The sequence below is a fragment of the Solimonas aquatica genome (assembly GCF_900111015.1).
GTDB classification, from domain to species: Bacteria; Pseudomonadota; Gammaproteobacteria; order Nevskiales; family Nevskiaceae; genus Solimonas; species Solimonas aquatica.
This window is the reverse complement of record NZ_FOFS01000002.1, coordinates 1-23,094: the sequence shown is the minus strand read 5'-3', so window position 1 is coordinate 23,094 and position 23,094 is coordinate 1. Positions and strand designations below refer to the sequence as shown.

Sequence of the window (23,094 nt, the reverse complement as noted above, 5' to 3'; positions counted from 1 at the left end):
CAGTCCCGCTCAGAATACCAGCACCGGCTTCACCACCTCGCCCCGCAACGAAGCCTGCGCAGCCTCGTTGATCTGCGCGAAGGGGAATTTCCTGATCAGGCGATCGAAGGGAAATTTTCCGGCACGATACCAGGCGGCCATGCGCGGAATGAATTCCTGCGGATCGGCATCGCCCTCGACGATGTATTTCACGCCGACGCCCCGCACCAGCATGCTCATCATATTGGCCGGCACCGTGGCTTCAGGCGGCGGCACGCCGAGCAGTCCACACATGCCATCGGGCAGCAAGGCTTCGACCGCAACCGCGATCACTCCCGGAATGCCCGTGGTATCGAGCGCGTAGTTCACGCCGCCGCAAAGTGCCCGGATCTGCCCCAGCACATCTTCGCTTGCCTTCGGATCGATCACATGGCTGGCACCCAGTTCCAGAGCCAGGGCCCGGCGCCCGGCATTGGGCTCGACCACGATTACGGTCCCGGCGTCGACGGCCCGCGCGCCGAGCAGCGCCGAGAGGCCCACCGCGCCGCCGCCGAAAACGGCCAGGGAGTCGCCCTGTTTCAGTCGCAGGGCATTAATCGCGGCACCGGCACCGGTCTGAATGCCGCAGCCCAGCGGCCCCATGATTTCCAGTGGCAGATCCTTGTCGATCACCACGGTGTTGGCCTCGCGCGCCAGCGCCAGCGTGGCGAAGGAAGACTGGCTGAAGAACGCCGCTTTCAACTCGCCGCCAGCGCCGCTCAGCGTGTGGCTGCCATCGAGTCGGGTGCCCGAAACATTGCGCGGATAGAAGTCAAAGCAATACGACGGATGATGCGCCTTGCAGTTGCGGCAGTGACCACAAGAGTCAAAGCTGAGCACCACGTGATCGCCGACGCGCACGCGGCTAACTTCGGACCCGACGGCCTCGACCACGCCTGCACCTTCGTGGCCCAGCACGATGGGCAAGGCCACAGGAAAGTGGCCGTCCTTGCAACTGGTGTCGGTGTGGCAGATGCCGGTGCCGGCCATGCGCACCAGAATCTCATCGGCACGCGGCGCGGCGATCTCGACCTCCTCGATGACCCACGGCTTGCCGATTTCGCGCACCACGGCCGCTTGCGCTGTCTGACTCGAACTCACTGGATGTCTCCTTTGTTGCCGCGACTCATGTCGCGGCTGCGTGAACCAATAGCCCGCAGCCGTCGCACTGAACAAAGCGCGGCGCCGCTGCAACAAAACCTAGCAAAGTCCATCGGCCGTATCTGTCAAATTCGCGCCCTACCCATAGGCAGCGGCCATTGATAAACGCTTGAACGTCAACATTTCGGTCAAATTCATAAATCAACTTAAACAGGAGATTGTCGTGATGGATTACCTGAAGTACTACGCTGCCAGTGTGGTGCTGGCAATTGGATTTGCCGGCTTCATGCTGGGCGGAGATTGGGTATGGCTGGGCGCCTCGACCTTCCTGCTGATTACGGCGCTGGACCTTCTCCTGCCCCGCGACTACAGCCAGCGGCAAATGAACTCCGCATTCTGGGCGGCGATCCCGGTCTGGATCGGCGGCCTGGGCCCGATCGCCATCTATCTCGCATTTGCCTGGCGGATGTCCGTCGAGCCGCTCGATGCCTGGCAAATCCTCGGCGGCACCCTGAGCTGCACCTGGCACGCCTTGATGCCCGGCATCGCCGCACAGCACGAATTGTTTCACTCGCGCGACATGTTCACCCGCACAGTCGGGCGCTACGCACAGTTCACGCTGTTTGATGGCATGCGCGATCTGGAGCACGTCATCGGGCACCACCTGGACGTGTCCACCGACAAGGACATCAGCACTGCGCCGCGTGGCATGAGCATTTACGCGTACACGCCTCAGGCGGTGTACCGCACCATCAAGACCTCCGTCGAAGCCGAAAGCGAGTTGTTGGTCAAGAAGGGTTACGGCCGCTTCAATATCCGTCACCGCATGTGGACGATCCTGCTCATCCAGATCCTTTTCCAAAGTCTGGTCTACGCGCTGGCCGGCTGGAAGGCGGTGGCCTGCATCCTGATCGCGATGTTCGCGGCCCGCTGCTGGACCGAATCCTTCAGCTATTTCCAGCACTATGGCCAGACCCGCGTGCCCGGAACCCCAATCGGACGCCGTCATGTCTGGAATCACCTGGGCATCGCCACGCGCGTACTCGGCTTTGAGCTAACCAATCATGCCGACCACCATCTGTTCCCCTATGCGCCCTACTACAAGCTCGTGCCGCACCGGGATAACATTGAAATGCCCGGAATCTTTGTCTGCTTCATTGCTTCGCTGATTCCGCCGCTTTGGGAACAGGCCATCATCAAGCCGGCCCTGAAGCGCTGGGACATGGAATTTGCCACTGCGGCCGAACGAAAGCTGGCCCGCGAACAAAACCTAAAGGCAGGTTGGGAAGACTGGTTTGCTGACGAAGCAAGCTGGCCCAAGGAGCTGGCGACCATCGGCAGCTAGCCTGACAGGCGTCAGAGGGGCCGTGTTCCAGATGGGCGGATCCTGGAACTGTGGCCAGCTACAGCGGTCGGGGGACAGAGGTTCAATAAAAAATTTATCGGAGGAGACGTGCAATGACCACGTCAGCAAGCGGTAACGAGCATGGCGGCCGCCGGGCCTCGGCGCGGGGACTGCAGCCATGAGCGGCGTCAGCCACTATCGCGCCGTCGACGCATTCCGGTCACGCATCACCCTGCATCCGGAAAGCGGTGATCGCTCGCTTCAGCAGGCCGGGCTCTCGGTGCATAGCTGGAACACGCCATGGATCCAGCAGCTGGAGCTTCCGGCCAACGACGAACTGGTGATTGCGGTGCATCGCGACGGACGCTGCAATGTTCGGGCCCTGCGCGACGATGTCTGCAGCTGCGAACAATCCACGCCCGGGCAGCTCACCTGCATGCCGCCGGGTCTGGACTGGGCATTTCGCGTGGAGGGCGCGGTCCGCTTCGAGACACTTCATATTCCGCGCGAGCGGATCAACAGCATCGCGAAGCGGCATTCCCTGGAGGGGCATCTTCCGGATTTCCGCTTTGCCTTCTGTGACGCCTTCGTCGGCGGCTGCCTAGATGCCATCCACGCCGAGGCACGCAATCCCGGCGCCAAGAGCGAGGACTTCGTCCGCTCGGTCACCGATTCGCTGCTGCTGCATGTCCTGCGCAACAGCAGCAGCAGTGTACGCGACGCGGCGCTGAGTCTTATGGGCGCGATCGAACGCAGCCGCGCACTCATCGAGGAAAGTCTTTCCGAGTGTCTGTCCCTTGAAGAGCTCGCCGAGGAGGCCGGCATCAGCCGCTCGCATTTTGCCAGGCGTTTTCGCGCGGAAATCGGGGTCTCACCGCACCGCTATCAATCGCAGCGCCGGGTCGAAATGGCCAAGCGCATGCTGCGGGAGACCGGCATGCCACTGGTGGATATTGCGATCGAGTTGGGCTTTTGCAGTCAATCGCATTTTACCCAGGTGTTTCGCAGCCACACCGGCATGACCCCGCGACGCTACCGAGAAGGATGAGTCGCCACAGGCTTCGCCCTTCTCGATGGCACAAATTTGATATGGACTCCGGTCGTTTTGCGAAAGACCATGCCGGAGACACACCATTATCGTCGCCGGCGTACTCACGGGGAGGCCGGCTTGAATTTTTACTTTGTCAGCGCGTGGATGAAAGCCTTTCTGAGCAGTCCAGAGGCGGCGCTGACCTTCTACGCGGACTCCTTCGATTTCTCGGACCCGCCACGCGAACGCTTCATCCGCGATGATCGGGCAGCGCTGGCGGCGGCCATCCGCGCATTCTCCAATCGTGATCCGGACAACGGCCTGGGGCTGCACCACCTCGAAGTCGTCGAATACGTCGGCGACCAGAACAGCGGCCTGGTGGTCTGGAAATGGAGCGCCCGGCATGCCGACGTGATATTTGGCATGCCGGCAGGTGGCCGATTCGTGGAAACCACGGGCGCATCGTTCCACGTTTACAACAGCGGCAAGATCGTCCGCGAAATCATCTATTCCGACCAGATCCACGTCGCGCGCCAGCTCGGGTATCTGGCAGCACGCAAGAAGCCACTGACACGACGTTTCCGTCGCAGTCCCAAACCACCGGAAGGAGCATGACATGCCGATGCCGCCCGTCGATCACCCCTTAAATCTGACCACTCAGGCAGTTCTGGTGTTCGGCAGCTATGCGATTTGGGCCATCGCGCTGCTGGTTGCGATTATTGCCGGACTACGACAAAGGACGCCGTTTTTTGTACTGGTAATCATGGCCGCAGCCTTTGGCGGACTGTTCGAGCCTCTCTATGATGAGGGCCTAATGTTATGGTTCTACACGCCGGGGCAATGGACCGCCTATACCGCCTTCGGCATTCCCCAACCGTGGTGGGTCTACAGCGGCTACGTCACGCTCTATGGCACCACCGCCGCAATGATCTGCCATCAGATCACCAAGGGCATGACGCGCGGCATGCTGTATCGCTGGGCCGGCATCGAACTGGCTTGCTCCTGCGCCTTCGAGATGATCGGAATCAACGGCGGCGCTTACGAATACTGGGGACCGCATGCGTTTCGCGTGCTCGACTATCCGATCGTGATCGGCATCCTGGAATCCGCACAGGTGATCTGCTTCAGCGTTGCCGCCGCCCAGCTGCGCCAGCGCGCCACTTCGCCGCTGCAGCTGTGGGGCGTGTTCGCCTTGTTTCCCGCAACCTTCTATATGGCCAACTTCGGCGCCGGCGCGCCTGTGATCGTGGTCCTGCACACGGCGCAGCCCGCGCCTTGGCTGATCCCTGCCGCCACCTTGCTCAGCATCGGCTTCGCTCTGCTGCTGATCCGCTTCGCGGCCGAGCTTCTGCCCGTGCCGGCGCAGGCAGCGCTGCCGCTTGATGGCCTGGGCCGCGTCCGGTGATCAATCCAGAGCCCGGAACCTCGATACATCTGCTCCGCCGTTGGCCGCCAGTTTCGCCGTCGCGGACTCCCATCCGCCGCCGAGAGCCTTGAATGTCGTGATCGCGGCGAGCGCCGCCGCCGCTTGCGTCTGGGCTCGCGCATCGGAGGCGCGCAGGAGTCTGTCCTGCGCATGTAACAACTCGATCCTGCTGACCTGTCCTTTCTCGTATGCGGTGGCAGACGCGCCGCGTTCGCGATCCAGGGCCAGGACCATGCGATTGAACTCAGCCAGCTGCTGCTCCCGACCGAGCAGCGTCGAAAATGCGTTTTCCACATCCTCCGTCGCTCGCAGCACCGCCAGGCGATAGGCCGCCAGCATTTCGGCATTCCGTCCTTTGGCCGCCGCGATCTGCGCGTTGATCCGGCCGAAATCGAACAGGCGCCAGCGAAAGCCCAGCATGCCCAGTCCCTGACTGGAACCGGCGCTGAGCAGCGCACTCTCGGAGGTTGCGGCGCTGCCGATCATGGCATTCAAGGAAAACTTCGGAAAATACTCGGCGACTGCGGCGCCGATCTGCGCGTTCGACGCAGCGAGCTGGCGCTCCGCCGCAGCCAGGTCCGGCCTGCGGCGCAGCACATCGGCCGGTGAGCCGATGTCCGCGATCCTTGGCGCCACAGGAATCTCTGCCGGTTCCACCAGCGCAGCTTCGTACGTTCCCGGCGGCATTCCCAGCAGCACATCCAGCGCATTACCTGACACCGCCAAGGCACTCTCGAGCGCCGGAATCGAGGCCCGGGCCTGGGCCAGCGTCGCCTCGGCTTGCCATACCTCGCGGTCGGCGCTCAATTCATGGTCGCGCAGAAGCCTGACGCTCGAGAGCAGATCTTGCTGGATCTCCACCTGGCTTCGGGCGATCTTCAGGCGCGCTTGCAGCCCTCGGATGGTGATATAAGTGTCTGCGGTCTGCGCCATCACCAGCAGCCTCGTTGCGGCAGCGCCAGCCTCCGACGCTCCGTAACCGGCGGCAGCTGCTTCCCGTCGCCGACGCAGTCCGCCGAAGATGTCCAGCTCCCAGCTGGCGCCGATCTCCACTTCATAGGCGCTGCCGTGGCGATCAAAGCCCGGTGTCGAGTTCAGCACCCGCCCCAAGGGGGTTTCCACGGATTGATAGGCTTTGGCCGCCTGCGCGGAAGCGCCTGCGGACGGCAACAGTTCGACCGTGGTCATACTCAGCATCGCGCGCGCCTGCTCGACGCGCGCAGAAGCCTGCGCGAGTTCCAGGTTCTGTTGCTGCGCCAAGCCCACGAAACGGGACAACAGCAGATCTCCGAAGCCGTCCCACCATTGCCCGAGATCCGCATGGCTGGCAGCTTGCCGCTGCTCCACCGCCGCCTGCAGCCGGAAATGCTCCGGTGCCACCGTCTCCGGACGCTGGTAGTCGGGTCCCACGACGCAGCCGCCCAGCATGCCCGTAGCCAGGATGATGGCCATGCCCGAATGTCGCGCCCTGTTCCCCGCGTCCGAGGGAAAACCGACGCCACCGCCGGGCAATGGCATTGCACGAGCGCGGCTCGATTTCGCCGCCGATCCGCATGGATCGAGCGTCATGCTTGTCCGTCCTTTCTGACTTGCGCCTCGCTCAGGCGTGAAACCTGCTCCTCCAGGCGCTGTAGGCGCCGCTCCAGGCGCTCCTCGAAAGACTCGCCGAATGACTCGAAGGCACAAGCGAGCCGCTGCCAGACACTCATCGGCTTTTCCTGCGCTGGCATCTGTTTATCAAGCATCGTGATCACCTTGTGAATGTAGAGGCGTAAACAGCCCACGCAGCGCGACACCGCACGCAGGCCTCTTCCCTGATGATGAGCGTGTCATGTCCATGCGCCTCAGGCGCCGGAGCCCGGACCGCGAAGAAAGCGAAAGTCAGGACCTCCGCGCGGCTGCTCTTCATCTGCAGACGCATCGCCATGGCTCGGTGAACGGGTCGTTTCGATATGTCCCTTCATCACCGTTTCCACAAACTGCTCGGCGGCATTCCCGCTTCTGCCCGCAGCAGTGGGCGCCAGCGTCACGGCGCGGGCGGGCGGGGAACCCATCATCACCTTCTCAACAAAAATGCCGGACGCCGAGTCGGATGCCGCAAGGGCCGAGCCCATCGCAGCGAGATTCGCGGCAATCAGAATGGCGGCCGCGATCCCGCGCCCTCGCCGTCTTGCCACGCACAGGTCCGTGTCCGCGGCGGGCCAGGCTCTGCTCTTTACGATGCTTCTGCTGTGATGCATGTGTTGCTCCAGTTTTGCGATAGACCTGGATGGCCGCCGGTCAGCTGCACAATCCGCCGCAGGCGGGCGCAGGGCGCTCAGGGTTTCGCGTCGCGTCGGTGATATGTTCAAGCGAGTCCAAACGTCTTTCTCAGGCTCGAATCCACGGGCCCGGCAGGCATGAAGCGGCGCAGCTTGCTCAGCACAGAGGCCTGTCCTGGCGGGGTGTGGCGCATCTGCCATTTGCCCAATGCCGCAGTCACGATCGTTCTTGCCACGCCATCCGGCGCGGGCGCGCCGTTGACACTGCAAGCAATGGCGCGCGACGCAATCTCGCGCTCGTGGTCATAGGCATCGATCATTGCGCTCACCCGCGGCGAATTGGCTTCCAGCCGGGTTCGCGTGTAGGCCGGCTCCACCAAGCTGACCCGAACGCCGAACTGGCGCACCTCGTGATCCAGCGACTCGGACAAGCCTTCCACAGCGTGCTTAGAGGCTGCATAAAGCCCCATGTACGGAGACGGCAAAAAGCCGAGCACTGAACTGACATTGACGATCCGCCCATGCTTCTGCCGCCGCATCTGTGGAAGCACGGCCCTTATCAGGCGCAGGATGCCGAGCACATTGGTGTCCAGCAGCGCCGCCGCTTCAGCCGTGGCGGTTTCCTCCACGGCACCGAGCAGACTCGTTCCGGCATTGTTGACCAGGACATCAATGCGGCCACTGCGGGCAATGACCGACTGGATGCCGTCCCGTACTGAAGCCTCGTCGCGAACATCCATCTCGATCAGTTCCACGCCGGGCAGGGCTGAGGTCCGCGCGATGCTGCGAACCGTGCCAAAGACACGGCAGCCTCGCGCGGCGAATGATTGCGCAGCCTCGCGGCCGATGCCGGATGACACCCCGGTGACGATGACAACTTTTGAATCGCTCATATCAACTCCGTTGCGTTACAGATGCAGCGCATCTCCGCGCAGCAGCCTTGTCTCAGTGGATTGGCGAAAACCGGACCGGAGCGTCCCTGCCGGAGCCGATCCTGAACCAGATGGAATACAGCGCCGGCAGAAACACCAGCGTCAGAATCGTTCCCGCAAAGGTTCCGCCGATCAGGGTGTAGGCAAGCGTTCCCCAGAACACGGAATGTGTCAGGGGAATGAACGCCAGAATCGCTGCCATCGCAGTCAGAAATACCGGACGGGCGCGTTGCACGGTGGCCTCGACCACGGCATCAAACGGCGCCAGGCCAGCTTGTTCGTTCTGTCGAATCTGGCCAATCAGGATCAAGGTGTTGCGCATCAGTATTCCCGACAAGGCGATCAATCCGACCAGCGCGTTGATGCCGAAAGGCTGCTGAAACAGCAGCAGCGTCGGGACCACCCCGATCAGCCCCAGCGGCGCCGTCAGGAAGACCATCACCATTGCAGAAAGCGAACGGACCTGGACGACGATGACCAGCAAGGTGATTGCCAGCATGATCGGGAACAGCGGCAGCATCGCCTCGGATGCCTTCGCCGATTCTTCAATGGCACCGCCTTCCACGATTCGGTATCCCTCTGGCAGCGTACCCATCAGCGTTTGCAGCTGGCGGGTGATGACGGAGGAGACGTCCGGGGGCTGCAAGTCTTCGGCAATGTCGCCGCGAACGGTGATGGTCGGCACGCGGTCGCGACGGCGAATGATCGGCTCCTCCATGCGTATCTCCACTTTGCCGACCTGGTCCATGGGAATACGCTGCCCGCCAGCGCCGATGAGCGTGAAGTCGGCGATACGGGCGGGATCGAGACGGGCATCGCCCAAAGAGCGGGCGATGACCTGCACGGTGCGGATATCCTCACGCACCGCCGCCACCGGTACGCCGCTGAGCAGGAACTGGAGCTGCTGGGAAACGGCGCTCGAACTCAGCCCCATTGCCTGCAGCCTGTCTTGTTGCAGGGTGTAGTGCAGCGTCGGTACGCGTACGCCCCAATCGGTGTTGACCGTGCGCATCAGGGGGCTGGCCGTCATTATCTTTTCAACCTGCGACGCGATCCCGCGTAGCTTCTCCGGGTCCGGACCGCTGACTCGGTAGGCAACCGGGTATGGCGAGTACGGACCGAAGACGATTTGCGTGACACGCAAGCGCGCCTCCGGCGCCAGCCCGTCGGCGATGGCCTTGCGCAGCCTCTGCTTTAGCACCTCACGCTCACTCTCGCTTCCCGCCCGCGCCACGATCTTTGCGAACGAGGGGTCGGGAAGTTCCTGCCCCATCGACAGATAGAACCGCGGCACGCCCTGACCAATATAGGCGGTGACCATTCGGGCTTCAGGCTGCCTGCTGAGCCAGGCTTCGACCTTGGCGGCAGCCTCACTGGTCTTGCCGATCGAGGTGCCGTACGGCATCTGCACCTCGATCAGAACCTCTGGCCTGTCTGAGGTCGGAAAGAATTGCTTCTTCACCACGCTCATGCCAGCGATGGCCAGGAGGAAGAGCCCGACGACGGAAGCCGCCACCATCGCCTTCCGCGAAATCACCCAGGTCAGCAGCCGGCGCAGACGCCTGTAGCGCGGCGTATCGTAGATTGCGCCGTGCCCGCCTTCGATCTTCTTGATATCCGGCAGCAGTCTCACACCGAGATACGGAGTGAAGACCACAGCAACCACCCAGGAAGCGATCAGCGCCGTGCCGACGATCCAGAACATATTGCTGGTGTATTCACCGGCGGTGGATCGCGCGAAGCCATTCGGCATGAAACCCACGGCAGTCACCAGCGTGCCCGAAAGCATGGGGGCCGCCGTGCTGCTCCAGGCATAAGCCGCGGCCGCCGAGCGGCTCAAGCCTTCTTCGATTTTCACCACCATCATTTCGATGGCGATGATGGCGTCATCGACCAACAGCCCGAGCGCCAGAATCAGCGAGCCCAGTGTGATGCGATCAAAGTTCTTGCCTGTCGCCAACATCACTACCAATACAGCCGCCAGTGTCAGCGGCACCGCGGCGGCAACCACGAGCCCGGCGCGCCAGCCCATGCTCAGGAAGCTCACCAGCATCACTACCAGCAGCGCGGCGAAGAACTTCACCATGAATTCGTCGACCGACGAATTGATATTGACCGCCTGATCAGTGACCTTCGTGAGTGACACACCCAGCGGCATGCCGGCATTGATCGCCGCGAGTTCACCATCTAGGGCCTTGCCAAGATCCAGGCCGTTCCATCCATCGCGCATCACTACCCCCAGCAACAGCGCCGGATCTCCACCGTTGCGGATCAGAAACGTCGCCGGGTCCTCCTCGCCTCGCTCCACCGTGGCGATGTCTGCAAGCGTCAGGGCACGGCCCCGGGCCACGACTGGCGTATCGCGGATTTTCTGCAAATCATCGAATGCGCCATCGAGGCGAACCGAAACCTGCGGCCCTTGCGTGTCCACGGAACCCGCGGGTGTCAAGGCGTTCTGGCTGTTGAGTGCCGAAAAAATCACCTGCGGACTGATGCCGAGCGTCGCCAGCCGCTCGTGCGAGAAGTTCACGTAAATGCGCTCGGGGCGTTCGCCGATGATGGAGACCTTCTTGACGCCGGGGACCTGCAGCAGGCGTTGACGCAGCTTTTCGGCATCCCGAACCAGCAAGTTCTGCGGCTCGCCCCTGGCCTTGAGCGCGTAGAGCGCGAAAGTCACGTCCGCGTATTCGTCGTTGACCAGTGGGCCGATCACACCCGCCGGCAGATTGACCGCCTCGTCACTGAGTTTTTTCCGTGCCTGGTAGAACTGGCCCTCCACCTCCGACGGCGGCGTGCTGTCCAGCAGTGTCAGTGTCGTAAAGGCAAGCCCCGGCCTCGTGTAAGTTTCGGAGCGGTCGTACCAACGCAGTTCCTGCAGGCGCTTTTCGAGCTTTTCGGCCACTTGATCCTGCATCTCCTGCGGCGTCGCACCCGGCCATGCGGTGATGATGGTCATCACCTTGATCGTGAATGCCGGATCCTCCGCCCGCCCAAGGCGAAAGAAGGCGACAATTCCGGCCACGGAAATCAGCACAATCAGGAAGACCGTGATCGCTCGCTCGCGCACGGCGAGCGCCGACAAGTTGAGTGGCCCTTCACTCATGACCGGCCGTCCGTGGCGCGGGCAGCCGAGGCCGGCAGCGCCGGTCCCGCAGGGCGGACGCGGTCACCCTCGCGCAGCAGATGCGCACCCAGCGCTACGACACGATTTCCGGGCTGGAGCTCGCCTGATATGCGCGCGCTTTGACCATCGAGCCCTTCCACCACCACCGCTTTCCATGACACCTGCGCCGGATCGCCGGTAACGAGCCAGAGCCCGGGGCCGCCACCGGCGTCGAACAGCGCACTGATCGGAACTTGAAACATTTCCCCGCTGCTTGGACGGCTACCGCTGATTTGCACTGTGACGGTCGCACCCAGCGGCGCCGCGGCCTGCGCGCCCTCCAGGACGTAGCGAGCCTCGAAGGTTCGCGTGACGGGATCGGCGGCGGCCGACAGTTGCCGCAGTCTGGTCGCGACACCAGGCCCGCCATCGCCGTACAAGACCGCCTGCCCCGCAGATCCCAGCTTGGGTCGCAGCGTCTCGGGCAGATGCACCTCGGCTTCGCGAGGTCCGGCATGTGCCAGGCGCACGACCACTTGTCCGGCGCTAACCACCTGCCCCGGCTCTGCCAGCGTCTCCACCACCACGCCATCGTCATCGGCCAGAAGCTCGGTGTACGCGCTGGCGTTGCGCGCAGCATCAGCCTGCGCCTCGGCGGCGATGACTTGCGCCTGTGCCGCATCTGCCGCCGCCTTGGCCTGATCGTAGGCCGACATCGAAACCGCACCCGTGCCGAGCAAATCACGCAGCCGTGCCTCGTCCTTCGCCGCCTGTTGTGCACGCGCATGCGCCGCAGCAGCCAGCTCTTGCTGCGCAAGCACCGCCAGCTTCAGATCAACGGGATCGATCCGCATCAGCGGCTCGCCCCGTCTGACATCCTGTCCGATCTCGACCAGTCTGGCCTGCACCTTGCCGGCGACGCGGAACCCGAGGTCACTCTGTACGCGGGCCACAACCGTTCCCGTGAAAGATCGCATTCCGGACGCGGACCGCTCCACCACCGCAACCCGCACCACCGGAGCCGCAGTACGCGGATCTGCGGATTCAGCACTCGTGCATGCGGCACAGACAAAGGGAATTGCGAAGGACAGCGCCAATAACTTGTCACGAGCCGCCAGCAACCATGCGCCGAGAAGATTCACGGGACCACCCCAATAAATAAGACAAGTGTCATAATATTTGCGACACGGACACGATCCGAGACGGAGCCCGCGCTCACGCCTCCTTGAAGGTTTCGGAATAGAACTTTCTGGCGGCCGCCAGCAAGGCGGCACTCTGGGCCCGGTCGGAGATGGCTCTGGACGCGGACACCACCCCTGCCATCGAAGAAATCAGCAACTCCGCCTGCGTCTTGCGCTTGGCGTGGCTGGTTCCCGGCAGAAGCGCCGCGATCCCATCAACGACCATGCCGACTGCCTCCGTGAAAGCCTTGCGCTGGGGCGCGCTGGACCGGCCTATTTCACCGCCAAAAGCTGCAAGGAAACAGCCACGCTGCGGATTGTCACGGTGCTCTTCGCTGAGATACTGCTCAATGAAGGTTTGAAGCCTTTTCCCTTTGGGCGCCTTTTCGGCCCAACTGGCGTGCGAAGCCGCGTTGCTGCGTGCCGCCTCGCGGGTGGCCTCGGCCAGCAAAGCGTCCTTGTCATCAAAATGGAAATAAAACCCGCCCCGGGTCAGGCCGGCGAGTTTCATGATGTCCCGAACGCCGACCTGATCCACGCCGTGCTCCCGAAACGCGGCTGCAGCGGCATCGAGAATGCGCTGCCGCGTCCGGTCACTTTTGCTCAGGGTGGTTTTGCTCATGGCAGGCAAGATACGCGGACGCGAGAACTATGTCAATTGTCATATTTTTTGAGTGACCACTGCTGAGTCAGATGGTTTACGGCCGTCTCGCCATGGAAGATCCAGCCAGAAGCAGCAAGCAGTGGTCCTTACCGCTTCCAGCTTTTCCTTAGGAACAACCGCCGGCAGCCCCCGCGAAGAAGATGCCGGCGGTATTGGCGCTATTGCGCCGGCTTGAATTCAGTCACCTCTGCCGCGTCGCTCGCCGGCAACCCCTCGGTGGCGGGCAGCGAGCTCGCCGCATCAGCCGCCGGCGCAACAGCCGCGGCGCCCCCTTCCTCGCTGGTGCCTGCCGAGCTGCCGCCGCTCATGATCTTCAGCTCCACACGTCGATTCTGCTCCCGGCCCTCATCCGTGTCGTTGTCAGCGATTGGATGACTTTCACCAAAGCCCTTTGCACTCATGCGTGAAGCGTCGACTCCCGCCTGCGTCAAGTAGCGCACCACCGCCTCGGCCCGCCGCTGCGAGAGATCCTCGTTGTATGCGTCCGAACCCTTGGCGTCGGTATGTCCATCCACTTCGACCGTGATATCCGGATGCGCTTTGAGTTCGTCGGCAACGCCGTCCAGGATGGTCTTGGCGTTGAGCGCCAAACGATCCTTGTCGAATTCAAAGTTGACGCCACGCAACACGATGACGTCACCCGCGCCGCACCCCGCCAGCGAGATCTTCTGTCCAGCCATCGATGGCAGGCAGGGATCGGTCTCGTCATTGTCCTGCGCGGAGGTGCAACCCTTGTCGGCTGGATAATCGACCTGACCATCGCCATCGTTGTCCTTTTCGTCGGAACAGGCAGGCGGCGGCGGTGGCGGCGGCGCCACCACCGCAACAGGAGCGGCTGGCGGCGGCGGTGGCGGTGCCGGCGGCTTCAGGAAGAAGTAACTCAGCGAGAGCATCAGGGACTGCGCCTTGTAGCTCGCATCCAGATGCGTTTCAGGCTGCTCCCTGAAGCTGTAGAACTTCGCCTTTCCGGTTTTGAGGTAGCGGTAGTCGAGTCCCGCCGTCAGCGAGTCCGTCACATCCCAGCGCAGCCCGGCACCCAGCTGGTAGGCGTAATTGGCGTCATCAGCTTTGCGTGGGCCGGCGCACTCCTGTGTCAGACAGACCAGAGGACCGGTCGGCAGATTGACCTCGTAAGGACCATGGGTGAGCTGATTGGTCGGCTGCTTGTTCAGAAGAAAGCGGGCAAAGCCCACACCGCCACCCAGATAAGGATGGAGGCGCGACTTGTTGAAGAGGTCGTACCAGAGATTGAACAGGCCCGTGGTGGTGGTCATCTTCACCCCATCCGGACCGGTTTCAGGACCGGCGCCCGAATCCGGGTAGCTGATCTGATCGACTTTGTTCTTGCGCAGCGCCAGCTCAAATTCGGTCCTGAAGCCGTTGTCGAACTTGTAGCCAACCATGCCCTCGTAAAACAGACCTCCCTGGTATGAATCCTTGGCGGCAATTCCGGAATTCGCGATGAACGGAAGCTCGATCGGAACCGCAGGCTGCGTGACCGCAGTGCGCTCACCCCTGAATTCGAACGTCTGATCAGAGACGCGGTTGTAACCAAGCCCGCCTCCCACATACGGCCCAAGGTTGCGCCGCCGCTCCGGCGCCGTCACGGCCTCCGCAGATACCGGGACCGTTGCTGTCGGCGCGGGGGCGGCGTCGGCGGGCGCAGCCGTCTCCACCGGTGACGCCTCGGAGATGACTGGTGCGCCCGCTTCCTGCGCGAATGCAGTGCCGGCAAAACCCGCCGCTGCAGCGGCGAGTGCGGCCAGACGGGACCGCGAGCCCATTGCCATTTTCATTCTCTTTTTCCTCATTGATGTTCTCGCTCTACAAAAGATGGTCCGGGTAGAGCCACTCAGGCCCCGAAGGACCATGTGAGCACGCCGCCAAAAGTGCGGGCTGCACCGTAGATGCCGGTGTCGCCAAAGTCCTGCCGGTACTTCTGGGCGAAAAAGACGTCGTCAGTCAGATTTTTTCCGTACAGCGTTAGGCGGATATTGCTGCTCGGATCGAAAACGCCGAAACGGGCACCGATGATCTTGTAGGCAGGCTGCGTCAGGGTGTTGAGTGGGTCATAGAAAAAGCCGCTGTTGTAGTAAATGTCGGCTCCGATCTCACCTTCCAGATCCCAGGGCAGAGCGAAGGTGTAGTTGCCGGCAAGCGTCGCCGTCCAATGCGGCGTTCTTACGGTTTCGTTGCCGGTGAAATTGATCTGCGCATCGTCCAGTCCGGTATCAGGACGGAAACCGCGACCGATGAAATTTCCGTATGTGCCTTTCAGATAATCGGCACTCAGATTGAAAACCAATGCATCGGTGGCAAACCAGCTGGCTTCGACCTCTGCTCCCTTGACGGTGTAGTTTGCGGCGTTCTGCAGACTCGTCACGCCGCCGCTGAGCAGGGACAGCGTCTGTACCTGCGCGTTATAGACCACCGTGGAGAACAGCGCGAGATTGAGTTTCAGGGAGCGGTCCGAAAACCATTCCGACTTCACCCCCACTTCATTGCTTTTGGCCAGTTCCGGCTCGATGCGGGTCGGCGGATTGGTGATGTTCAGACCATTGTAGTTGCCACTCTTGAACGCCTCGGCGTAACGATAGTAGAGGAGCAGGTCATCGCTATATTGGAAGTTCAACCCCATATTCGGCGTGAAGCTGTTCCAGGTATGGTCCTGGGGATTGAAGCTGACCGGCGTGAAGGTGTTGCTGACCAGACCCGTACCCAGAATCGGGATCGGCGTGAGCAGATCGCCAAGACCCAGATTCTGCAGAACACCGCCGATAATCGGCTGCGCGGGCACGATGAGTCGCGCATCAATCGTCGAGTAGATCAGCTTGCGTTCCTCTTTGGAGGCACGCCCGCCCAGCACCACCGAGGTGCGGTCTGTGGGGTGGAAGGTGAACTGGGCGTAAGCCGAGATTGCGTCAGTGGTGATGCCGCTGGTGAGCGGCACTTCAATGTACGGGTTCTGGTTGCTGAGCGAGTTCGCCGTGCAGTCCAGGCCAATAGCCGTAAACAACTGGCAGGTCGGAATGCCAGTGGCGGACAGCGGCACACCCAGCGCGATATCCAGCGGATTCACCTTGATCGGATAGCGTCCGGTCTTCAGCGTGTTCTCGTAGTAGACGCCGCTGATCCACTCCAGCCAGGACGGGGTGCCGGTCGGCTTCGACGAGAAGGTCATCTCCGCGATATCGGACCGCGCAGTGTTGGGGATGGCGCTGATGTCCAGCACGGGCTCGAGAGCCGAGTCGTAGTCGAACAGGATGGTGCTTTCGGCCTTGATATGTCCGTACACGGCGCGGATGTCAAAGCTGTCGAACCAGTGCGCATTGGCAGTGGCGGTGGTTATGCGCGTCGAGGCACTGACGCCGACATTACTCTGATTGCCGCTGGTATGAGGCTTGTCGATCGGCGTGAGCAGCCCATTGAACAGCGGCGCGGTCTTCAACAGAACGGTAACGACCGAATCGGCATCCTGCTGCTGAAGATCGTAGTAAGCAGCCTGTATGTTGAAGTCACTGTTGGGCTCCCAGCGCAGCACGCTACGCCAGCTGCGATTACGATAAGGACGGTAGTAGCCCTGATTATTCGGATCCTGATAATAGATATCGTGCGCCTGGTGAATCTCATACAGGGCCGAAGCACCGAAGCTCAGGGTGTCATCGGTATACGGCACCGGCCCTGAAAAGCCGATCTTGGTTTTGGAATCCTTGTAGTTACCGACTTGCTGAAGAACATCACCGCAGTAGTGGTCCTTGCAAGGCTCCTTGAGTTCCACCTTGATGGCGCCCGCGATGGCGTTACGTCCATAAAGGGTGCCCTGCGGCCCCTTGAGGACCTCCACCTGCTTGACGTCACCCAGCGCCTGGGCGGAGGAAAAGGTGAAGGGCAGATACAGGCCGTCCATGTACGTTGCGACGCTGGAGTCGATGCCCGCTTGGAAGGCATCACCACCAACGCCACGGATGAAGATGATGGAGTAGCTGGCCATCGAGTCAAAAGTCAGACCCGGCGTTACCAGCTGCATGTCCTTGATGTCGCTGACACCTTTGGCATCCAGCTGAGCGGCACTGAACGCCTGGACGCTGGACGGCACCTCTTGGAGATTCTGCTCCCGACGCTGCGCGGTCACGACGACCTCCTCCAGAAGGCGACTCTTGAGGCTGTTGTCCTGAATCCGCTCCTGGGTCGCGTTCTCCTGCGCGGCAGGCGCCTGGGCAGACGCGCCGAATTCCTGGACCTCCTGCGGCGCCGCCGCTCCGGTACCCGCCTCAGGCGCCAACTCGACGCCTGTGGGGGACTCCGTTGCGCCGGCCGCGTCCTGCGCAAACGCGGGCTGCCCCAACGCCAACTCCACAGCCGCCAGCCACGCCACTGTCTTCAAGCGCATCAAATTGCTCATCAGCCCCCTCCGAGGATGCCCAATAATTGGTTCTTGCTAGCCTTAAGGTATGTGCTAGCAGCACCCGGAATCTTTCGGATTAGTCTCCTGTCCGGTGTCAAAAACGTACCTGCAGGCTGCAATAGAGAAGGATTTCGATAGATCGACTCGATGCCGGCGAGTCAGTATCTGCTCTCAATATTGACCGTCGCCGCCGGCTGCACAGCTTTGAATACTAAGCGGGCTGCGTGCCGTAGCGTCTGGTGAGGCGCTTTTCTGATCGTTCATCTCATGCCCGACAACATCCCATCTACCGCACGTTCTTCACCCTGGCTGCCCGGACAGGCGCCCGGCCCCGACAAGCTGGCCCGATGCGTCTTGAGGAATATTGAGGACATCCGCGCCGTCGAGAAAGAGGCTCCGGACGCGGTACTGCCCGGACCTACCATCCTGGCATGCCTGCGCGCCTCGGCAGCAAGGCATCCTGACAAGAGTGCCATCGTGCATCTGTGCTCGGCCGATCTGGACGTCGCTCCCCGTATTCTGAGCTACACAGATCTGCTCACGCGGATTCAACGCGGCGCCAATCTCTTCCGGCGCATTGCCGGCAGGGAACGTAGCAGCGTCTCGATTTTGCTGCCCATGCTGCCGGAGGCTCTGATCGCCGCCTGGGCAGGCGCGAGCGCTGGCATTGCCAATCCGATCAATCCCTATCTGGAAACCAGACACATTGCCTCGATCATGAACGCGGCGCGAGCCACTGTGCTGGTCACGACCACCCAGCGAAATGGCTCCGGCGCGTGGGAACGCCTGGACGATATATGGCGGCAGGTCCCGACACTCAGGCGCATTCTGATTGTCGATGCGGACGACCCGGCGGACGACTTCAATCTCGCCATGGATCGCGAAGCCGCCACCCTGGAATTCGAACCTGCGGACGACCCTCACGCCGATGCCGTGTATCTCCCCACCGGCGGCACCACGGCAGCGCCGAAGCTGGTGCGCATGAGCCATCGCGGCCAGCTTCTGGCGGCCTGGATCATGGGCGCCCTTGCTGGCTCGGAGCCAGAAGGCGTGGTCGGTCACGCCATGCCGAACTTCCACGTCGGCGGCGGCGTGATTCTGTCATTGCGCGCCATGCTTTACGGACAAACCCTGCTCACGCTGACCACGGATGGCTTCCGCAGTCAGAGCGTGGTGAAGAACTTCTGGGATATCGCCCGCCATTACCGAATGAGTTCGTTAATTGCGACGCCCGCAACCGCCGCAGCGCTTTTGTCGCTGCCGCCGGAGATTGCGGGGCAGGGACATTGCATCCGCAGCTTCAATTCCGGCGGCAGCACGGTCCCGGTGGAACTGCTACGTGGCTTTCATGCCCGATACGGCATCTGGCTGCGGGAGATCTGGGGCATGTCAGAGATTCATGGCGCCGTCTCGGGGCATCCCGACGACGGTCTCGAACCCTTGGCCGGCTCGGTCGGGCGCCGCCTGCCCTGGCATGCGGTGAAGGCGATCGAGGTCGATGCCCAAAACCGCTTCTTGCGTGAATGTGCGCCGGGCGAACGCGGCGTCCTGGTCATTGCCGGCCCCGGCGTGACAGCCGGCTATGTCGATGCCAGTCTCGACCAGGACTTTTTTGTACAGGGCATGCCCGATGGCCAGCGTTGGGCCAATACCGGCGACCTGGGCATGGTGGATGAAAGCGGGCACATCTGGCTTTACGGCCGCGCCAAGGATGTGATCATTCGCGGTGGTCACAACATCGACCCTCGCATGGTGGAGGAGGTATTGGTTTCACATCCGGCCGTGCAACTGGCAGCCGCCATCGGCAAACCGGATGCCACCAAGGGCGAGATGCCCATCGCCTATGTACAGCTCAAGCCCGGCGCCAGGGCCGACGCCGGCGATCTCGTGCAGCTTTGTCGCGAGAAGGTGGCCGAACGCGCGGCAGTTCCGGCTGAAATCCATATTCTCGACAGTATGCCGATGACTGCCGTCGGCAAGATCAACAAGCCTGCGCTACGCGTGGACGCCATGCGCGGTGTCGCCGCACATCTGGCGCGTCAGATCGCCGGTGACGGCGTTTCGGTCCAGGTCGATGAAAGCGGCAAGCGTCCAACAGTGGTGATCCGCGTCGTAGCGAAGCGGCAGGAACAGGCGCAGCTTCAGGCGCGCCTGAGCGAGGCGTTTCGCAGCTTTGAATTCCTGACACGCTTTGAATTCGAGCCGGCCTAAAAAAGATGGGCGGCAGGCCAGACAGCGCCTGCCGCCTCCGGCTCAGTCGGCCGTGATCATCATCCGGTCAGGTAAACGGACTGCAGCTGCTGATAGGCCGCCAGCGACTCGGGACCCAGTTCACGCCCCAAACCACTGGCCTTGATCCCGCCGAACGGCGAGGCCATATCTAGCACATAGCCATTGACGCCAATGGTCCCGGTCTGCACGCGACGAGCCACTGTCTGCGCCCGCTGACTGTCGGCAGACCAGACTGTGCCGCCCAAGCCATAGTCGGAATCGTTTGCGATCTTCACGGCCTCGTCCTCGTCACGGTACTTAATGACCGTGAGCACCGGCCCGAATATTTCCTCCTGCGCAATGGTGGCACTGTTAGCGACATCCGCAAAGACAGTCGGCTCTACAAACCAGCCACGCGCCAGGTGCCTGGGCCGCCCCCCGCCCGCAACCAGACGCCCCTCACTCTTGCCTCTGGCGATGTAGCTTTCGACGCGCTCGCGATGCTCCGCCGAGGCCAGAGGCCCGATTTCGGTAGTCCTGTCCAAGGAATCCCCTACCTTAAGCGACTTAGCCAACTCCGCCAGTGCTTCAACGATTTCGTCATAGCGGGTGGCGGGCACCAGGATGCGAGAAGAAAGCGCGCAGGTCTGGCCATTGTTGCCGAACGCGGCAAAGTGCAGCCCCGGGAGCACCTGATCCAGTTTGGCGTCATCCAGAATGATCCCTGCAGACTTGCCACCGAGCTCCAGACTCACGGGGCGCAGCAGACGACCGCAGACTTCCGCGATTTTGCGGCCTGCGGCGGTGGAGCCGGTGAATGCAACCTTGTCGATGCCCGGATGAGCGACCAGATAAGCACCCAGATCTCGTCCACCTGGAACCCAGTTGAGAACACCGGCGGGCACTCCCGCCTCTTCGGCAGCCTCGGCCAGGATGTAGCAGTCAAGCACCGTACCCGGCGAAGGCTTGAGCACGATGCTGCATCCCGTGGCCAGCGCCGGCGCGATCTTCATGATCGACAGCACCACCGGGTAGTTCCAAGGCACGATGGCACCGACAACTCCGACAGGCTTACGCCGCACCAGCGTGTCGAAACCCAAAGGCGAATGGCGGCGTTCCTCCGTCTGCAGGCCCTGGGCAAGCGCGGCGTAATAGCGCAGCAAACCCACCACATAGCCCACTTCAAGCTGTTCAGCCAGACTCAGCGGCATGCCGTTTTGCATGCTCACCGCCCGGCTGAGCCGGTCACCGCGCTTTTCGATGGCATCAGCAAAGCGATTGAGTACGGCCGCTCGCTCTGCCGGGCTGCTTTCACTCCAACCACCTTCGACAGCCCGACGCGCCGCCGTCACCGCCGCATCGATATCGGCTTGCCCGCCTTCGGGCACACTGCCGATCAACTCACCATTATTAGCACCAATGACTTCGATGCGTAACGTCGTCGCAGGCTTTTGCCATGTGCCATCGATATAGAACTTCTCATGATGAACCGGGATTGATGACTGCATGATTGGACTCCTCTGGAAGTGTTGAAACTCCGACGCCATGATCGACAATCAGGCGGAGACTTTTTTTAGTATGGTACACTACTTTTATGAGCGCACATTCCAGTGACGTAGCTTCCAAGCCTGAAGGCCAAGCGATTTTGGTTCCTCAGTTCCATAGCAGCAGCGCCATGGTGGTCGGCGGCACTTCGGGCGTGGGGCTTGCGACGGCACGGCAACTAGCACTGGCGGGCGTGCCGCGCCTGTCCTTGATTGGACGCAATATCGAACGCGGCAAACAAGCACGTGAGGATTTGCTGACCTGCGTTCCCGGGCTAGCGGTGCATTTCATCGCCTGCGATGCCAATGATCTCGTCCAGGCACAACATGCGGTAGCAGAGGCCGCCAGGCTCATGGGCGCCGTTGACATCCTGATCAACTGTACAGCGGATAATGCCCGCTACCGGCCTGAGCCTTTACTGCGTATTGCTCCAGAAAGCATTGCACCCACCTTGCTCTCCGTAGCACTTCCAGTCATGCAAATGAGCCGCCTTGTGTTGCCATTGATGCAGGCGCGGCGTGGGGGCGTCATTCTCAATGTCGCCTCGGACGCAGCCAAAGTACCCACACCGGGAGAAACAGTGCTTGGCGCGGCAATGGCAGCGATCTGTGTGTTCTCGCGCACGCTGGCCATGGAGGCCAAGCGCTATGGAGTACGCGTCAATGCGCTGACCCCCTCGCTGATTGAGGGCACGCTGACGGCTGCTCATGTTCAAGAGAGTGGCTTCAGCGCAAAGTTGTTTGAGCAGGTGCGCAGTATGGCCAGTCTTGGTGTCTGCCTGCCAGATGACCTTGCACAGCTGATGGTCTTTCTTGCCAGCCCCGCCGCCGCAAAACTGACGGGTCAGGTCATCAGTGTGAACAGTGGTATTTCAGCTGGCTGAGCATCGCTCGGTAGCCACATCCAAGCTTCACGCCAGCACTCACTACTGGAACACTCCCAGCGCAAACGGAATCGAACACGGGGGAAACCCATGGCGACTCCGCTGCGGGGACTTAATTTTTGGTGCGCCCGGAGGGATTCGAACCCCCGACCCTCGGCTTCGGAAGCCGGTACTCTATCCAGCTGAGCTACGGACGCATATGTGGGGCGCTAGTGTAGCGTCTCGCCGCTGGCGCCGACAGGCCGGGCGCGCAAAAATGCCGGCATGAAGAAAAAACCTCCCGCTGGCCCCAGTGCGGCACGCAAGGCGGTGCTGCGGACCGCGCTGCTGGGCAAGGGCGGTGCGCACGGCAAGCCGCACAAGGCGCAGCGGCGCGCGCAGCGGGCCAGGCCGCCTTCGAGCGAAGACTAGAGCATTTTTGATTTAATCATATACGTTGGCTTAACATGGATGCTTCTCCGAAAAAGGAGGCATCTATATGCAAGCCTATTCGCAGGATTTGCGTGATCGGGTGTTGCGGGCGGTGGAGCGCGGCGAGAGCCCGACGGAGATTGCCCGGCGCTTTGAAGTCAGCCGGGTTTGGGTGTACCAGGTAGCTGATCGATTCAAAGCAACCGGCGAGCGCGGCAGCCTTCAGATCGGCGGTTATCGGCGATCCCGGGTTGCGGACATGGAGCCGACACTGCGTGGCTGGCTCAAGCTGGAGCCGGACCTGACGCTGGCCGAGCTGTGCGAACGCTTGGCGAAAGAGGGGGTCGAGATCAAGATTCCGGCGCTGTGGCACCAGTTGAACAAGTGGGGGCTGAGTCTTAAAAAAAACCCTGCACGCCAGCGAGCAAGAGCGCGCCGACGTGCAGAAGGCACGACGTGATTGGCAGGCCCAGCAAACTTCGCTGGATCCAGAAAAGCTGGTTTTCCTTGATGAGACTTGGGCGAGCACGAATATGGCGCGACGCTACGGTCGCGCCCCCAGAGGGCAGCGCTGCGTC

At 62.0% G+C, this 23,094-nt stretch carries 19 protein-coding genes and 1 tRNA gene; 8 read left to right on the top strand and 12 right to left on the bottom strand.

Annotation, left to right across the window (positions count from 1 at the left end; translation table 11 throughout):
• Positions 1-9 precede the first annotated feature (9 nt).
• On the bottom strand, positions 10-1,119 hold the full coding sequence (locus BMY12_RS02720) for an NAD(P)-dependent alcohol dehydrogenase (protein WP_093281732.1): 1,110 nt from the start codon (positions 1,117-1,119) through the stop codon (positions 10-12).
• A gap of 169 nt (positions 1,120-1,288) precedes the next feature.
• Here BMY12_RS02720 and BMY12_RS02715 point away from each other — a divergent pair, with 169 nt between their 5' ends.
• From BMY12_RS02715 to BMY12_RS02700, 4 genes are all read left to right on the top strand, one after another.
• A complete protein-coding gene (locus BMY12_RS02715) occupies positions 1,289-2,464 on the top strand; it encodes an alkane 1-monooxygenase (protein ID WP_218140053.1) in 1,176 nt (391 codons plus the stop codon).
• A gap of 178 nt (positions 2,465-2,642) precedes the next feature.
• Entirely contained in the window at positions 2,643-3,512 is an 870-nt protein-coding gene (locus BMY12_RS02710) for a helix-turn-helix transcriptional regulator (protein ID WP_093281727.1), read from the top strand.
• A gap of 147 nt (positions 3,513-3,659) precedes the next feature.
• Positions 3,660-4,109 (top strand): ester cyclase, encoded by a 450-nt coding sequence (locus BMY12_RS02705; protein ID WP_218140052.1) that lies wholly within the window; start codon positions 3,660-3,662, stop codon positions 4,107-4,109.
• 1 nt (position 4,110) lies between these two features.
• Positions 4,111-4,899 (top strand): hypothetical protein, encoded by a 789-nt coding sequence (locus BMY12_RS02700; RefSeq protein ID WP_143068817.1) that lies wholly within the window; start codon positions 4,111-4,113, stop codon positions 4,897-4,899.
• Here the strand turns inward: BMY12_RS02700 and BMY12_RS02695 are convergent, their stop codons facing one another.
• The 9 genes from BMY12_RS02695 to BMY12_RS02655 form a co-directional block, all read right to left on the bottom strand.
• Positions 4,900-6,372: an efflux transporter outer membrane subunit gene (locus BMY12_RS02695; protein WP_218140051.1), complete on the bottom strand. Its 1,473-nt coding sequence runs from the start codon at positions 6,370-6,372 to the stop codon at positions 4,900-4,902.
• 113 nt (positions 6,373-6,485) lie between these two features.
• A complete protein-coding gene (locus tag BMY12_RS02690; protein WP_143068816.1) occupies positions 6,486-6,665 on the bottom strand; it encodes a hypothetical protein in 180 nt (59 codons plus the stop codon).
• Positions 6,666-6,764: 99 nt separating this feature from the next.
• Entirely contained in the window at positions 6,765-7,160 is a 396-nt protein-coding gene (locus BMY12_RS19885; RefSeq protein WP_143068815.1) for a hypothetical protein, read from the bottom strand.
• Positions 7,161-7,267: 107 nt separating this feature from the next.
• Positions 7,268-8,074 (bottom strand): oxidoreductase, encoded by an 807-nt coding sequence (locus tag BMY12_RS02680; protein WP_093281711.1) that lies wholly within the window; start codon positions 8,072-8,074, stop codon positions 7,268-7,270.
• 52 nt (positions 8,075-8,126) lie between these two features.
• Positions 8,127-11,216 carry an efflux RND transporter permease subunit gene (locus BMY12_RS02675; RefSeq protein ID WP_093281704.1) on the bottom strand — a complete coding sequence of 1,030 codons (3,090 nt, stop codon included), beginning with the start codon at positions 11,214-11,216 and terminating at the stop codon, positions 8,127-8,129.
• A complete protein-coding gene (locus BMY12_RS02670; protein ID WP_093282421.1) occupies positions 11,213-12,337 on the bottom strand; it encodes an efflux RND transporter periplasmic adaptor subunit in 1,125 nt (374 codons plus the stop codon). The genes BMY12_RS02675 and BMY12_RS02670 overlap by 4 nt, the downstream gene beginning before the upstream one ends.
• 94 nt (positions 12,338-12,431) lie before the next feature.
• On the bottom strand, positions 12,432-13,019 hold the full coding sequence (locus tag BMY12_RS02665) for a TetR/AcrR family transcriptional regulator (protein ID WP_093281702.1): 588 nt from the start codon (positions 13,017-13,019) through the stop codon (positions 12,432-12,434).
• Positions 13,020-13,219: 200 nt separating this feature from the next.
• Positions 13,220-14,857, bottom strand: coding sequence for an OmpA family protein (locus BMY12_RS02660; RefSeq protein ID WP_177188811.1), 1,638 nt, complete (start codon positions 14,855-14,857; stop codon positions 13,220-13,222).
• Between the two features lie 56 nt (positions 14,858-14,913).
• Positions 14,914-17,463: a TonB-dependent receptor gene (locus tag BMY12_RS02655; protein WP_093281696.1), complete on the bottom strand. Its 2,550-nt coding sequence runs from the start codon at positions 17,461-17,463 to the stop codon at positions 14,914-14,916.
• Positions 17,464-17,733: 270 nt separating this feature from the next.
• Between BMY12_RS02655 and BMY12_RS02650 the strand changes: the two genes are divergently transcribed.
• Positions 17,734-19,677, top strand: a complete 1,944-nt coding sequence (locus tag BMY12_RS02650) for an AMP-binding protein (RefSeq protein ID WP_093281694.1) — start codon at positions 17,734-17,736, stop codon at positions 19,675-19,677.
• A gap of 59 nt (positions 19,678-19,736) precedes the next feature.
• Here the strand turns inward: BMY12_RS02650 and BMY12_RS02645 are convergent, their stop codons facing one another.
• Positions 19,737-21,185 (bottom strand): aldehyde dehydrogenase, encoded by a 1,449-nt coding sequence (locus BMY12_RS02645; RefSeq protein ID WP_218140049.1) that lies wholly within the window; start codon positions 21,183-21,185, stop codon positions 19,737-19,739.
• An 86-nt stretch (positions 21,186-21,271) separates the two neighbouring features.
• Between BMY12_RS02645 and BMY12_RS02640 the strand changes: the two genes are divergently transcribed.
• On the top strand, positions 21,272-22,105 hold the full coding sequence (locus BMY12_RS02640; RefSeq protein ID WP_093281691.1) for an SDR family NAD(P)-dependent oxidoreductase: 834 nt from the start codon (positions 21,272-21,274) through the stop codon (positions 22,103-22,105).
• A gap of 120 nt (positions 22,106-22,225) precedes the next feature.
• Here the strand turns inward: BMY12_RS02640 and BMY12_RS02635 are convergent.
• Positions 22,226-22,302: transfer RNA gene (locus BMY12_RS02635), tRNA-Arg, on the bottom strand.
• A gap of 67 nt (positions 22,303-22,369) precedes the next feature.
• Between BMY12_RS02635 and BMY12_RS20200 the strand changes: the two genes are divergently transcribed.
• Positions 22,370-22,516 (top strand): hypothetical protein, encoded by a 147-nt coding sequence (locus tag BMY12_RS20200; RefSeq protein ID WP_177188810.1) that lies wholly within the window; start codon positions 22,370-22,372, stop codon positions 22,514-22,516.
• A gap of 61 nt (positions 22,517-22,577) precedes the next feature.
• Positions 22,578-22,976, top strand: coding sequence for an IS630 transposase-related protein (locus tag BMY12_RS02630; protein ID WP_301331419.1), 399 nt, complete (start codon positions 22,578-22,580; stop codon positions 22,974-22,976).
• The last annotated feature ends 118 nt before the right edge of the window (positions 22,977-23,094 follow it).